This is a genomic window from Massilia cellulosiltytica, assembly GCF_047325105.1.
GTDB classification, from domain to species: Bacteria; Pseudomonadota; Gammaproteobacteria; order Burkholderiales; family Burkholderiaceae_D; genus Telluria; species Telluria orientalis.
In genome coordinates, this window is the sequence record NZ_CP168562.1 from 3,401,825 (window position 1) to 3,416,128 (window position 14,304).

General features: G+C 64.8%; 11 protein-coding genes. 5 read left to right on the top strand and 6 right to left on the bottom strand.

Annotated features, from left to right (window positions below; all coding sequences use genetic code 11):
• Positions 1-137: 137 nt before the first annotated feature.
• Together ACEN9H_RS14870 and ACEN9H_RS14875 are read right to left on the bottom strand one after the other, a co-directional pair.
• The gene (locus tag ACEN9H_RS14870) at positions 138-401 is read right to left on the bottom strand and encodes a hypothetical protein (protein ID WP_413675380.1); all 264 of its coding nucleotides are present in this window, start codon (positions 399-401) and stop codon (positions 138-140) included.
• Positions 402-508: 107 nt separating this feature from the next.
• Positions 509-1,519 carry a PA14 domain-containing protein gene (locus tag ACEN9H_RS14875; RefSeq protein ID WP_413675381.1) on the bottom strand — a complete coding sequence of 337 codons (1,011 nt, stop codon included), beginning with the start codon at positions 1,517-1,519 and terminating at the stop codon, positions 509-511.
• 703 nt (positions 1,520-2,222) lie between these two features.
• Here ACEN9H_RS14875 and ACEN9H_RS14880 point away from each other — a divergent pair.
• Positions 2,223-2,624: a hypothetical protein gene (locus ACEN9H_RS14880; RefSeq protein ID WP_413675382.1), complete on the top strand. Its 402-nt coding sequence runs from the start codon at positions 2,223-2,225 to the stop codon at positions 2,622-2,624.
• 496 nt (positions 2,625-3,120) lie between these two features.
• Positions 3,121-3,288 (top strand): NIF family HAD-type phosphatase, encoded by a 168-nt coding sequence (locus ACEN9H_RS14885; protein ID WP_413675383.1) that lies wholly within the window; start codon positions 3,121-3,123, stop codon positions 3,286-3,288.
• 628 nt (positions 3,289-3,916) lie between these two features.
• On the opposite strand, the gene ACEN9H_RS14890 is transcribed toward ACEN9H_RS14885, so the two are convergent.
• Together ACEN9H_RS14890 and ACEN9H_RS14895 are read right to left on the bottom strand one after the other, a co-directional pair.
• On the bottom strand, positions 3,917-4,354 hold the full coding sequence (locus ACEN9H_RS14890; protein WP_413675384.1) for a VOC family protein: 438 nt from the start codon (positions 4,352-4,354) through the stop codon (positions 3,917-3,919).
• Complete coding sequence (locus tag ACEN9H_RS14895) at positions 4,351-5,253, bottom strand: LysR family transcriptional regulator (RefSeq protein WP_413675385.1); 903 nt, start codon at positions 5,251-5,253, stop codon at positions 4,351-4,353. The genes ACEN9H_RS14890 and ACEN9H_RS14895 overlap by 4 nt, the downstream gene beginning before the upstream one ends.
• A gap of 116 nt (positions 5,254-5,369) precedes the next feature.
• On the opposite strand from ACEN9H_RS14895, the gene ACEN9H_RS14900 reads away from it, so the two are divergent.
• The 3 genes from ACEN9H_RS14900 (at position 5,370) to ACEN9H_RS14910 (ending at position 10,075) form a co-directional block, all read left to right on the top strand.
• Positions 5,370-5,765, top strand: a complete 396-nt coding sequence (locus ACEN9H_RS14900) for a RidA family protein (protein WP_413675386.1) — start codon at positions 5,370-5,372, stop codon at positions 5,763-5,765.
• Positions 5,766-5,967: 202 nt separating this feature from the next.
• Positions 5,968-9,117 (top strand): di-heme oxidoredictase family protein, encoded by a 3,150-nt coding sequence (locus ACEN9H_RS14905; RefSeq protein WP_413675387.1) that lies wholly within the window; start codon positions 5,968-5,970, stop codon positions 9,115-9,117.
• Between the two features lie 121 nt (positions 9,118-9,238).
• The gene (locus ACEN9H_RS14910; RefSeq protein ID WP_413675388.1) at positions 9,239-10,075 is read left to right on the top strand and encodes a hypothetical protein; all 837 of its coding nucleotides are present in this window, start codon (positions 9,239-9,241) and stop codon (positions 10,073-10,075) included.
• Positions 10,076-10,085: 10 nt separating this feature from the next.
• Here ACEN9H_RS14910 and ACEN9H_RS14915 read toward each other — a convergent pair whose 3' ends face one another.
• Complete coding sequence (locus tag ACEN9H_RS14915) at positions 10,086-12,407, bottom strand: outer membrane beta-barrel protein (protein WP_413675389.1); 2,322 nt, start codon at positions 12,405-12,407, stop codon at positions 10,086-10,088.
• A 77-nt stretch (positions 12,408-12,484) separates the two neighbouring features.
• The gene (locus ACEN9H_RS14920; RefSeq protein WP_413675390.1) at positions 12,485-14,281 is read right to left on the bottom strand and encodes a hypothetical protein; all 1,797 of its coding nucleotides are present in this window, start codon (positions 14,279-14,281) and stop codon (positions 12,485-12,487) included.
• Between the last annotated feature and the right edge of the window lie 23 nt (positions 14,282-14,304).

The following is a 14,304-nucleotide window of genomic DNA, read 5'->3' on the forward strand; positions in this document are numbered from 1 at the left end:
TACCTGTTCTGAACTTCGAACATGGCGAACCGCCCGTATCAGAGATCAAGCATATTGGGATTCGGACCTTCGACAGGCCCGATAAGATTTTCATAGATGCCGCGAAGACGCACTCTGCGGCGCGCCTTCTGCCGATGCTACATATTGGTCTGCTCTGGCGGCAGCTCCGACGGATACGGAACCTGCTCCGCCGTGCCGGGCAAAAAGCGCTTCATCTTTTCGCAGCCCAGCACGAAGCTGGTCATGGTCAGCGATCCCAGCGCACCGCCCTCGACCAGCACCTCCGGCGGCTGTCCGGCTACACCGCATAAGCCGGCAAAATAAGCCAAGGGCAGGAAGTGCTCGGGCGTGGGCACTGACTGGCGGAAGGCCGGATGCGCGGCTACCCGCGCCAGGTTCATCGGTTCCTTGCACACGGTTTCACGAACCGCAGCGTCGAAGTCATCGGCCCAGCCGAAGGCGCGCTCGCCGAGATGCCAATCGTCACGATCCGCCCGTCCGCGCGCCGTCAGTTCGCCGGCGCCGGCAGTGGCGGCAACAGCTCGGCCGGCGGTCGTCCGATGACGTTTTGCGGGATCAGCACCCAGTCTTTCGCGCCTTCCTTCTTCCAGCCCAGCATCAGCGCGAGTCCCTGGCCGGGGCCCTGGTAGTAGCGGACGCGGACATTGTGCACGCCCTGGGTCAGCGTCACCGTCTCCATCACCGCTTGCGGCGCATGGATGCCATCGTTGTTGATGATTTCCTCGCCATCGATGCTGACCCGGCTGCCGTCGTCGGACAGGATCATGAAGTCCCAGTTGCCGGTCTTGGCGATGGTGATGGTGAAGCGGATATCCAGGCCGAACCATTCGGTCATGTCCAGTCCGGGAAAGCCCTCGTTGAAGTTGCGTGGCTCGACGTCCAGCTGGGCCATGCAGACACGCTTGATCGGTTTGCGCTTGTCCATCGCCTTCACCGTCTGCGTGTCGCGGCGCAGCTGGTACACGTCGGCCACCATGCGCCGATCCGGCGTGTCGGCGCACTCCGCGAACAGCTTGGTGGATGCGGTCGCGGGCGCCGGCACGGGCGTCGCCGCCGGCACGGGGGCCGGGACCGGGCCGGCCTTCGTGTTATTTGCGCCCTCGGCAGGCGCGGTCACTTCGGCCGGCGCCGGCGGTGCGGGGGGCGGGGCCACGATGGCGTCTGGCTTGAACTCCAGCTTCGGCAGCTCCGGTACGACCGGCGTGATGGTCGGCGGGGGCGGGGGCGAGAGCGCAGGTGCGGGGAGCTCGGGCGGCATCGGCACTTCCGGGGGAGGCTCGATCTTCTTCTGCGGCGGCAGGTCCACGACCACGTCAGTGCTGCGCTCGCGCTTCGGCGGCGTGGGCGATTGCCAGCGCGACAGCAACGCGCACGCCACCAGCACCGCATGGAGCGCCAGCACGACCGCCAACGCGACGCGGTGGCTGCCGCGGCCACGCGCAAAGGCGTTTTGCGTTTCCGGCGATGACGAGTTCACGTCCGGCGATGTCGTCTGCATGTTTGTTCCATCCGGCAAGGATAATGTATGTATGCATCCTAGCACCGCCCTGGGCCCGGAAATTCACCCTGGTAATTCTTGCTGCCCAGTCAGTAATTTTCATAACGTCGTCCGGCAGCTATCCTGGCTCCGAAGGCCATCGATTTGGCTTCGAGGGAAACACTGTCGAGGCGTTCTTAACGATAAGAAAGTATTAGTGTAGTTTTCCACTTCTGCTGTTTCGTAGGACAATCTGAGCTCGCTTCGATCGAATGCGCTCCTGGCTAGCGTCGCGAAGACGTGCTGAAGCATCGCGTCGAACACCACGAGGACGTTCAGGTCCAGGTCCGCGATATTCAAAATTTGGATTCCTAAAATCGAGAAAACCTGCTTTTCTGATTATTTCCGCGTACGTACCATGTGCGGCCGCTGCAGTGGACAGCGCAAAAGCCGATGTTGCGCGCGCAGGCGGCTCAAGCGGATGCATTACATGCTCCAGAACATGCTCGATCGAAGCTGAGTGCAAGCGAAGAAGACGCGGCCCATCTGCGCGAGGAACTAGTGGCTGCGGCGGCCGCCAGGGAAAGTCCGGAAGCGAGATTGGGGGAGGGCATCGTCAGATGCACACCCTGCAGGCGCGCATGGATCAATTGAGTACGGAGCACGCTACTGAGCGGGAGAGACTGGCTGACCGCACTCGTCTGGCCGAGGAGCGATTCGAGAAATGGAAAAGTGGGCGTTCGTCGAAATCGACAGGGAACGTACGGCAGTTGCAAAGCTACAGAAAAGACTCGACATGGAACGGGCAGAGCACACAGCGGCCCTTGACCGATCACGCTCAAAATACAATGCGGCGCAGACAACGATTGAGCATTTGAGAGAGCGGATCGGTGCGCTACAGAACTCTGTCGAAACCTTGAATCACGAACGGAATCGAGAGAGTGCAGAACTGCGGAACGCGCGAACGGATCTCGACGCCGCGGTACGGCAAGCCGCCGGCGATAGTGCAAGAGTCGACCAGTTGCGGGATGAACTTGAAAGGGCGCCAAGAAAAGCCAGCACGCGCCAAAAGTCCTCAACCAGAAGCAAGCGCCAGAGCAAGGAAAGCAAGGGCGGCGACACATAAGGATCAGAGATCTCGGCTCCTCCAGGCGTGGTGTTACACTGGACTTTGTTTCTGCTCATACGCACAACCGAAGGCCATTGGTCGCCCGAGAGAACCCTCCAAGAGGCGAATGGTGAAAAATAGCGGTTCGTCGCGCTTTTTCTTGCTTCTTTCTCCAACTCGACATTATTTACTGTAATGTCGAGTTCGCTCCGGCTTGGCACTGGCTCGCAAAGGCCATTCCAGCATACCGATAACTGCCCGAGTCAGGCTAGTCTGCCAGGTGATCGAGAGGGCTCAATGCAAACGAAACGCACCGTTCTTAAACGATAAATGAACAGCGTGAAAGCTAGACTAGCTCTTTTCGACCTAGACGAAACCTTGGTTCATGCTACCGAGGCGCCTTTACCGCAAGCCCACAGTTTTAAGGTTGGACCGTACTTCGTCTACGTGCGACCTTCAGAAAGTTGACCCCAGAAGTAACGGCTATGTGTACGTGTAAGAACTACGGAAAGTGATGAAGTACGGGTATGCAGTGGACGAGATCATAATGATTGACGATAGTCCTGAAAAGCTACAACGGCAGCCAACAAGGCGTCTCTCTCTGTCGGCTTTTACTGGAGATCCGTCAGATAAAGTGCTTCTCATCGTAATGGAACGACTTAAGTCAATAACGAAAACTTGACCAATTGACTTATACCCGGGATGGCCACTAGCGGTCGCTTTCGGTCGCTTTCACCCCGTATGCCGCTACGACCGTGGCCGGAATTCAAACAGTCTCTTCTTAGCCAGACTGGCGCTACGGAGAAAGCGCTCATTCCTGACGAGCTCTGGTCATTTTTGACAGATCGCCTTTTACGGCACCCGCGGCTCACAAAAGGTGGCCGACCCACGCATCTGTGACCGGTCAACACCAACCCGGATTTTCTTCGTCCTTGGAACTGGGACAGCATGGCAATAGCTACCGTGCTGTTCCGGCAGTGACAGGATGCTGGGAGACTTCCGCTTGCGACAGAATCGCGTGAGCATGTCCAAAATCGTGGCACTGAACGCAAAAACGAGGGCCTGGACAACCAGAGGATAAGGTGTGCACTTGCGACTCCACGCAGAAATCACGACAGATTAGTGTTAGTAAGTCGCGTTCATTTCCGGGGGCGCAAGGTTCACATTATTCTGTCGCTATGACAGGGTATATTCTGTCGGCCGACTGTTTACCCCGCCAGGGAAGGCATCCCGCGGACGCCGCCATAAATATGATTTGACATAATATAGATTATGCGAAATTGCACACATGCCGTTACGCATCACGAAAATCACGTTCCAACCGACTCCGCCAACCCGACAATGATCCCCTCCGGCCCACGGATATACGCCAACCGGTAGGATTCCCCGTAACGCATCTCGCCGATGACCTCGTGACCACGCTCCCGCATGCGCGCGACCATCGCATCGATGTCGTCGACGGCAAACATCACCCGGCGCAAGCCCAGCGCATTCACCGGCGCCGCCACCGGCCCGAACCTGACGGCGTCCGGCGTATGGAACTTGTCCAGTTCGATGCCCTGGCCATCCGGCGTACGCAGCATCGCGAGCGTCGCCCTGACGTTGTCCAGGCCGATCAGGCGCCCGACGTCCAGCCCTTCGACCGTCGTTTCGCCCTCCAGCGTGAGTCCCAGTTCGATGAAAAACGCTTGCACGGCGTCGAGATCGTCCACGACGATGAGGACGTTATCCATGCGTTTGATCGTCATTGTTTTTCCCCCATGAATTCAACCACCCAGTCGATGAACACCCGCAGCTTCCTGCCGACGCGGCGATTGGCAGGATACGCGACGTACAGCGGCAGCGGCGCGATCTCCCAGCCGTCGAACAACCGGACGAGTTCGCCCTGCGCGACCGCTTCCCGCGCCATGTAATCCGGCAGCCACAGCACGCCCAGGCCGGCCAGCCCGGCCGCGAGATACGCGTTGCCGTCGTCGATCGCCAGCATGTAGCGCGCGTCCAACACCACGGTCTCGTCGGCCCGCCGCAATGCGTACTCGAATCCCTGCCCGGAACGCGCGCCGCGGAATTGCACGATGCGGTGCGACGGCTCGCGCAGTTGCGCCGGATGCGTCGGCACGCCCGCGTGTGCCAGATACGCGGGCGCCGCATAGACCCGCAGCTGCAGGTCGGCCACGTGACGCGCGGCGAGCGACTGGTCGGTCAGGACGCCACCCCGCACGACGCAATCGACATTCTCTCCGATCAGGTCGACCATCCGGTCGCTGACGCCCAGGTCGAGCTGGATGTCCGGGTAGCGCGCGTAGAATCCGGGCAGCGCCGGCACGAGCAGCATCGTCGCGAACGGGCTCGGCACATCGACGCGCAAGCGCCCTGCCGGCGCCGTCGCCTGGTTCGGCAACCCGGCCTCGAGGTCTTCCAGCTCGGCCAGCATGTGCACCGCGCGTTCGTAGTACACCGCACCGTCTTCCGTGACGTTGACCTTGCGCGTGGTCCGGTGCAGCAGTGTTACACGCAGCCGCGCCTCCAGTTGCTGGATGAGCTGGGTGACGGTCGCCCGGCTCATGTCCAGTGTCTGCGCCGCCTTCGTGAAACTACCGGCTTCCACGACGCGCACGAATGCCCGCATGCCATCGAATCGGTCCACGCACCCTCCCAAGTTTGATTGTTTGAATTGTACAAACAGTGATGGCGTTATTTGCCGATTTATCGGGATCGGTCGAGGCTCTACAGTGAGACCCTTTATCAACAAAGGAGACCACCATGACCATCCGCGACGTCGTTTTCCCGCCGGGCCGCCAGGCGCTGTACGAAAAGAACCGCTATTCGCCGGCCGTGCGCGCCAACGGCTTCCTGTTCGTCTCGGGCCAGGTCGGCAGCCGCGACGACGGCTCGCCCGAACCCGGCCTTGAGGACCAGGTCCGGCGCGCTTTCGAGAACCTGAACGCCGTCCTCGCCGCGGCCGGCTGCCGCTTCGAAGACGTGGTCGACGTGACCGTGTTCATCGTCGAGCCCCAGTCGACATTCGAGCGTATCTGGGCCGTGGCGCAGGAATACTGGGGCCAGGCGCCCTATCCGAACGTCACCGCCGTCGGCGTGACCTGGCTGTACGGATTCGATGTCGAAATCAAGGTCATCGCGCGTTTGCCGCACGCTTGACACGTTCAAGATCCCGAGCTATCTTGGCAACGTTTCCATGTGGAAACGTTTCAATAACGGCCGTTGCGACGGCCGTTATTTTCATTTTATACATGATGATTATCATGTCATCAGCTTTATTGACGCAGAAACAATAACAAGCGCCGCCAGAGCGTATCGACAGCGGGATCATCCCGCGCGACCTGACCTTCAAGGAGGAACCATGCCACAACGGTATCGAGGCTTACCATCCACCCTGGCGCTGTTGACCAGCGCCCTGCTCTCCGCCTGCGGCGCCGGCGATCCGGGCGCGCCGAGCAGCCAGTCGATGACCCGCACGGCGGCGGAATTCGCGACGGAAAGCGCGCTGACGCCCGCCGCCGCGACCGCCAGCGCGTCGGAACGGGGCGATCTGTCGGCCGCCGCAACGATCGACCATGACGCCGCCACCCGCTGGAGCAGCGGGTTCACGGACGACCAGTGGCTGACGCTCGACTACGGCAAGACCGTGACGATCAACCGCGTCAACATCGTCTGGGAAAACGCGCACGCGCTGCAATACCTGCTGCAGGTGTCGGACGACAATGTGCACTGGACCACGATCAAGACCGTCGACGCCAGCACGGGCGGCACCGAGGACGTCGGCAGCCTGTCCGCCCAGGGCCGCTACCTGCGCATGCAGGGTGTGAAACGCTCGAGCCAGTACGGCTATTCGATCTTCGAGATCCAGGCGTTTACCGGCACGCCCGCCACGCCGGGCGGCAGCGTCCCGACGCCAATTCCGGTCGACCTCACCAAGCCTGGAGTCGTCGTCAAGCCGGTGGCGACGACGTCGTCGGCGGTGGAAAACGGCGGGCTGGCGGCGTCGATGGCGATCGACGGCAAGCCGGACACGCGCTGGGCCAGCGCCGCCGAGGACGGCGCCTGGATCCAGTTCGATTTCGGCGCGCCGACGCCGATCGGCGCAGTCAAACTGACCTGGGAGAACGCGTATGGCAAGGAATATGCGCTGCGCGTCTCCGACGACGGCAAGACGTGGACGCAACTGCGCTACGTCGCCGAGGGCAAGGGCGGCACGGAAGAATTCCTCAACCTGAACACGAGCGCGCGCTACGTGCGCCTGCAAGGTGTCGCGCGCGCCACGCAATACGGCTACTCGCTGTTCGAGGTCGAGTTCCGCACGCCCGGCAGCGACAACACGCTGCCCGTCAACGCGACGTCGCCCCTGAACTATCCCGCATCGGGCAGCGGATGGACGCCCTTGCCCGCCTCCACCGAACCGCTGGAAACGCTGCAATTCACCCTCCCCGACGGCACGCTCGTCACGCGCTTCGGCGCCCGCGCGATGGCCCGCCATGGACGCGAGCGCGGCGAGGACTGGAACGAGATCGGCTACGGCCCGAACGAGACCGTCGATCCGGCGACGGGCCTGCCGCTCGACAAGGGACCGGGCAACTACCTCACATTCGTGCCGCAATACTTCCAGAACCGCACCTGGGGCATCGAGATCATCGACAACAGCCGCGTGGCGGGCGTCACGAAGCCGACGCTCGTCTACAACCAGTACACGCAGGTCGACTTCCTGCCCGGCCAGGTGGCGTTCTTCCGCGGCTTCGACCGGCCCGGCGTCACCGGCTACGGCTGGATGAATCCGGGCGAGCTCGTCGACCGCAACGTCACGCTCTGCAAGCCGACGCCGTATCCGACGCCGGGCAGGCTGACCGCCACGGCGGGCATCAACGGCGCGTGCACCCTGCTGGTGAAGGCATATCCGGGCCACGCGGATCTCGGCGCGGACGGTTTCCCGAACGGGAAGGACGTACCGTCCCGGCCGCTCGTCGTCGGCGACGTCATCGAGGTCGCGCCGTCGATGTTCTCGACGACGGACGCGATGGCCGCGAAAGGCGACAACGGCGGCATCCGCTACTATGGCCCGGAATGGGTGTACGTGGTCGGGGCGGGCCTGCGGCCGTGGTACGGCGTGCAGCCGCGCCTGAATTCCGTGCCGCTGCCGGATGCGACGCTGTCCGGCGGTCTCGGTTCCGTCTCCTACAATTACTCGGACAACGGCCTGTTCATGTTCCAGCAGCCGCAGAACAATGCGGGCATGCAGGACGTGCAGCGCTTCGTCGAGGGACGGCGCCTCGTCCACACGAACTTCACGACGGGCGACCACAATGAGCCGGGCAACGACCGCTACCTCGGCGCCGTCGGTTTGCAGGGCGCCCGCTTCAACCAGTCCGCGTGCATCGGCTGCCACGTCAACAACGGCCGCAGCCCGGCGCCGGCGAGCATCAACCAGAAGCTGGACGCGATGTCCGTGCGCGTGGCCGTCACGGGCACGGATGGCCGCCAGCTGCCGCATCCGCAATACGGCACGGCGATCCAGATGAACGGCGCCCGCGACTGGGGCACCGCCGTGCGCGTCGCCGGCTTCGAAGCGAAGACGGTCAAGCTCGCGGACGGCACCGTCGTCGAACTGCGCAAGCCGACGCTGGCCTTCGAGGGCCCGGTGCCGGAGCGCGTGTCGCTGCGCGCGGCCCAGCCGATGATCGGCACCGGCCTGCTGGAAGCCGTGCCGGAAGCGGACATCCTCGCGCGCGCGCGCACGACACCCGACGTGGACGGCGTGCGCGGCGTGGCCAACTTCGCCTACGATCCGGAGAGCGGCGCCGTGCGCCTCGGCCGCTTCGGCTGGAAGGCGGCGAAAGCGACCCTGCGCCACCAGGCGGCCGAAGCGCTCCTTCTCGACATGGGCGTGACGTCACCCGTCTACCCGAACCGCGCCTGCGTGAACGGCCCGGCAGCATGCGCCGCCGGCGGCTCGCAGACCGGCATCGCGGAAGCGGACCTGCAGAAGATCGCCCACTACCTGGCGCTCGTCGCCGTGCCAGCGCAGCGCAGCCTGTCCAGCGGGTTCCCGAAAGGCGTCGCACCGCTCGACGAGCACCGGGTCGATCCGGTGCAGGTCGGCGCCGGCGCGAAGCTGTTCCAGGGCATGCGCTGCACCGCCTGCCACACGGCGGAGATGAAGACGGGCAGCGGCCATTTGTTCGCGGAGCTGCGCAACCAGACCATCCACCCGTACTCCGACCTGCTGCTGCACGACATGGGCGACGGCCTGGCGGACAAGTTCGCGGAAGGCCAGGCGACGGGCGCGATGTGGCGCACGGCGCCGTTGTGGGGCATCGGCTACACGGACAAGGTGATGGGCAACGCCGCGCGTGTGGGCTATCTGCACGACGGCCGCGCCCGCACGCTGCTTGAAGCGATCCTGTGGCACGGCGGCGAGGCCACGCAGGCACGCGTGCGCTTCGAAAACCTCGGCAAGGCGGACCGCGAGGCGCTGCTGGCGTTCCTGAAGTCGCTCTGACATGGCATGCGGAGCGGCCACCCTGCTCCGCATTTGTTGTGACGCATCACAGTATCTTTGTTTTGCGTCAATGCGCCTTCTTGTTCCCGGTCAGTGCACAATACGTGGAACGGAGGCCATCATGCCGCACATCTACAAACCCGAAGAGCGCTGGGACAACGCCGACATCGGCTATCCGTCCGCGCTCGCCATCGGCGATTCCTGGTTCTGGTACGTCAACAATAATATCCTGGGCACGATGATCAACCATCCGGCCCTGTTCGACGACCATCGCAACATCCAGCTCGTGGGCTACAACGGTGCGCGGCTCAAGGATTACGTCGGCGACGGCAAGTATGCCGACACGGTCGAGCATTTCCTCCGTCCCGGCTTCGTGGAAGGGTTTGCGGAGTTCTACATCAGCGGGGCGGGCAACGACGCGGTCGACGTGGACCTCGCGCTGTTCGACCATCGCCCGCCCGGCACCGATGCACGTGGCTGGATCGACGGCCGCGGCATGGACGACATGCTGTTCCGGCTGCGCCAGGCCCTCACACGGCTGATCGCGTCGATCCGCGTCGCGAAGCACGCCAGCGCCACCCTGGCGCCCATCTTCGTGCACGGCTACGACTACCCGGTGCCGGACGGCCGGGGCTTCGAGTTCGGCCTGATCCACGCCGGGCCATGGCTCGCGCCGGCGCTGGACCGGCGCGGTGTCCCGCCGGACCTGGCGCTGCGCAGCGCGATCGTGCGCCTCATGATCGACCGCCTGAACGACGACCTGCTCGCGCCGCTCGCGGCCGTGACGCCGGGCGTCGTGCACATCGACAGCCGCGGCATGCTGCCGCGCGACCACACGTACCGCGATTACTGGTCGAACGAAATGCACCCGACGAACCTGGGGTTCCGGCGCATCTTCGAGCAGGCGTGGCTCCCCAGGCTGTACGAACACGGGATCGCGCTGCGGCCGTTTCCGTAAGCGCAGGCGTTCAGAAGCCCCCGCCGCCACCGCCTCCGCCGCCGGGTCCGAACCCGCCCCCGCCATTGCCGAAGCCGCCGCCGGGGCCGCCTTCGCCCCGGCCGCCGCGGAACATGCCGCGGTTGCCGTTGCGCAGGCGCTCGTCGCCCGTCACGCCGCCCCACTGGTAGCGCAGGCCGATCTGCACGATGCGGGGCTGGCTCACGTTCAGCGTATGCAGGCGCAGCACCTCGTTCTCGATGTCGCTCTCCATGTTCCCGGTGTGGAAGACGTTGTTCACGTTGAGGTTCAGCGACAGGCGCGGCGTGATGCGGTGCATCCACGTGAAGTTCGTCATCGTGACGGCGCTGTTGATGCCCTGGCCGTTCAAGGTGGCGCCGTTGCGGTTGACGCTCAGCTGCAGTGATTCCATGCCCACCTGGTACGCGAGCCGCAGCTTGATGTTTTCCCGGTGGTTCGTCTGCTCCACGGCCGTCGCGTCGGTCGTGAAGTTGGAGATGCGCTGGCGCTTTTCGTTGGCCAGCGTCGCCCCGAGGTTGGCGGACAGGCCCGGGACGAACAGCTGGCGCATGTTGAAATTCAGGTCGAGGCCGACGGAATCGTTGGCGCCGAAATTGATGGGCGACGTCACGATCACGTTCGGATCGAGCGCGAGCGCGAAGCTGCGGTTGCCGATCATGGGCGACTCGCGCCGCTTGAACAGGACGAAGCTGCTGTCCACGCCGAACAGGCGGTCGCGGTACGCCACCTCGAAGTTGTCGTTGTTCACCGGCTGCAGGTGCGGGTTGCCGAGCCGCGCGCTGAAGTCGCTGAGGTAGACGAGGTTCGGGTTCAGGTCGCGCTCGTTCGGCCGCGCGATGCGGCGCGAGGCGCGGAACTGCAGCATGCCGTCGGTGCCGATGTCGCGCGTCACGTAAAAGCTCGGCAGCCAGTTCATGTAGTAATACTTGTCTTCCTCGGCCAGCAGGGGCTGATGGACGTCGAGTTCCGTGTACTCGCCGCGCAGGCCGCCCTGGATGCTGAGGTTCTTGCCCAGCTTCGTGGACAGGATGCCGTAGATGGCCGCGTTGCGGTCGTTCGATTCGAAATCGCTGATGCGGCTCGCCACCGGCACGTACTCGCCCGTGACGGGGTCCTGGCCGAGGTAGTTCGTCGGATTGTTCGTCTTGCTGTCCGCGACCTTCGCGCCCGCCTTCAGGTGCCACGTGTCCCAGACGTTGCGCTCGTAGTCGACGGAGATGTCGAGGATGCGGTTGCGCCGGTCGGTCGAGCGCAGGCTGTTCGCGATGAACGGCGTCGGCCGCAGGCGGTAGTCGTAGAAGACGTCCGAATCGGAATGATTGTTCTGGCCCGTATAGCGCAGGTCGAACTTCAGGTCTTCGCCCGGCGCGCCGCTCTTGTGGTCGTACGACGCCCCGATGCCAAAGTTCTCGGCCGGCGAGCGGCTCTGCGACCGGCTCGTGAAATCGGCCAGCGGCGCGTCGTCCGCCGCGAAGCGCTGGGTCGAGGTCGTGCTGTCGCTCTCGTTGCGGATCTTCGAATAACTGACGGTGGCGCCGGCCTGGTCGCGCTCCCCGACGTTGTAGGTGAACGTCGACGCGAGGTTCAGCGATTTCGACCGGCCCTGCCGGTTGCCCACCGAGTCCTGCGAGTCCTTGACGGCGCCGGTGGCCGGGTCGAGATCCTCCCGCTGGGACGCGTTATGGTTGTTGCGCACGTACTCTCTCACACCGATGTTGCCGGAGATCGAGTACGGGCCTTCCGCATGCTCGCCGTTGAGGAAGGCGTTGCCGCGGCCCTCGGTGCCCTTGTTGACGCTCATGTTCGCGCGCGAGCCGGCCTTGCGGTTGCGCTTGAGGACGAGGTTGATGATCGGCCCGCTGCCGCCCTCGTTGCCGAATTCGGCGCCGGGCACGTTGATCACCTCGATGGATTCGATGGCCTCGGCCGGGAACGCGTTCAGCGCGTCGCCCCGGTTCTGGCCCTGGAACTGGGCGTCGCGCTTGCCGTTGACCATGATCTGCACGTTCTGGTTGCCGCGCAGGGCCACGTTGCCGTCCTGGTCGACCGTGACGGACGGCACGTTGTTCAGGATGTCGGCGGCGGACGCGTTGCTCACGCTTATGTCGTTCTTGAGGTCGTAAACATCGCGGTCGACCTTGTTGGTCGGGCGCGTCGCGACCACCTCCACGGTCGCGACCCCGCCGTCGGACTGCGTGTCCGGTGCGGTCTTGGCGGCGGGCGGCGCCGTTTGTGCGAACGACGCCGGTACGGCGAAACAGGTAACGAGTAAGGCGGGAAGGATTTTCAGCGCGTGCTTGGTCGGAATCATCGAACAGGATCAGTGAGTGGAAACGCCGGAGCATGAATCCGTATTCCTCCGGCTACCCAAAAAAGTTCCAGCTTTTTTTAGCGGCTCGTCGGCGGGTTCAGCAATGCCTTGGACGGATCCGGGTTCTGCATCTGCTGCTCGAAAAAGCCCCGGGCGTCCTCCAGCCCCGCATTGTATTCGACGTCGCGCATCACGCTGACCTGGTCGATCGTCCATTCGCTGAAGCCGCCGGCGCCCGGCACCAGGCGCATTTCCGCCGCGATGTCGGCCAGGCTCAGGCCGCCGTCCAGGCGGCGCTGGAACGCCGCCGCCCATGCGGCCGTCGCGGGGTCGCGGACGTCGTTCTCCAGCGTGCGCAGGATGTGCTCGGCCCTGGGCACGTCGACCTGGTAGCAGGACGCGAGCACCGCCGCACGCGCCAGCGTGCGCGAATCCCGGCCCGTGCGCCACGCCGTCAATACGCCGTCCAGTGCTTCGGGACTGGGCTTGCCGTCGGCCAGCAGCGACAGGTCGAGCGCCGCCAGCGCAACGGCGCCGGCGCCCGGATCCCGCTCGCGCGCCCGCGCGATGCCGGCGCGGGCGGCGTCGAGGTGGGGCGCGCGGGCGCCGGCGTCGAGACGCGCGGCCAGCTTCAGGTGCGCCCGCGCCAGCAGCAACAGCACGTCGGCGCCGGCATCGGCACGGCGCGCGGTCTTCTCCAGCCACGGCAGCGCTGCGGCCGGGTCGCCCCAGTCGACGCGGGCCCGGTTCAGGGCAAGTTGCCCCGCCTCGACGTTCGGCACGGCGCCGGCGTCGGCCGTCAGCGTGCGCAGCAGCGCTTCCCCCTGCGCGGGCGCCGGACAGGCCTTCAGGGCCGCGTCGGCGAGCATGAAGCCGCCGGAGGTCGCGGACATCGTCGTGATGGCGATCTCCGGACGCGGACCGGGCGGCTGCTCCACGCGCATGACCTCGGCCCGCTGCAGCCGGTAGCGCCACAGCGCGGTCGACGCGGCGCCGACGTCCAGGCCGAACGCGTCGCGCAGCGCGGCGGCCGGGTCGGCGCCCTGGTGGACGGCATTCAGGAACGTCCCCAGCTTCCTGCGCCGTTCGCCGGCACCGAGGATGTAGTGCGCGAGGAGCCAGGAACGCGCCTCGAATTCCACGCCCGCGGCCCGGCGCCGCGTGTCGGACAGGTTCGCGAACGGACGCGGTCCCAGTATGTCGGCATAGTCGAGGTTGTAGCGGTGGCCCTGGTCGAGGAAATAGAAATACCGGCCCACGCCCGGCGGCGTGCGGCCGATCACCATCTGCGTCGCGCCGAAGCGCACGCCCGCGAAATAATTCGCGAAACCTTCGATCCAGGCGGACGGGCCGCGCACGTCCGTGTGCCGGTACAGGAAGTGGCGTGCATACGCTTCCGACACGTACGAGAGTCCTTCGTCGAGGGGCGTCTTGACGAGCTTGTCGTCGTCGATGGCCGCCAGCGGCGCCGTCCGCACGAGGAAGCCCTGGGTGCCGTCCGTGCAATCGCGGAACAGCGCGATGCCATTGGCCGGGCGGTCGGCCGCCACGAGGTCCAGGTCACGCACATCGTTCAGGTACACGAGGTTCAGCCTGGTCTCCGGACCCGCCGACTTCGGGCGGTAGTCGTCCGTGTACACGCGCAGCAGGCTGTCGAGGCGTTCCAGGTGTTCCACGAGCCGGGCCACGTCCTCGCGCGGCGCGTCCGACAGCACGACGACGTGGGCGCTCTCGGCCCGTACCCAGGCCGACGTGCCCCGCTGGCCCGTGACGACGATGCTTTGCGGACCGGCCTCCTGCGCGAAACAGGCGCCGCCCACGAGCGCACAGACGACGGCGACTGCCGCCGCCGACCTTTTGAATGGTAAAACCACGATCCGGGACTCCTTGACAGTAT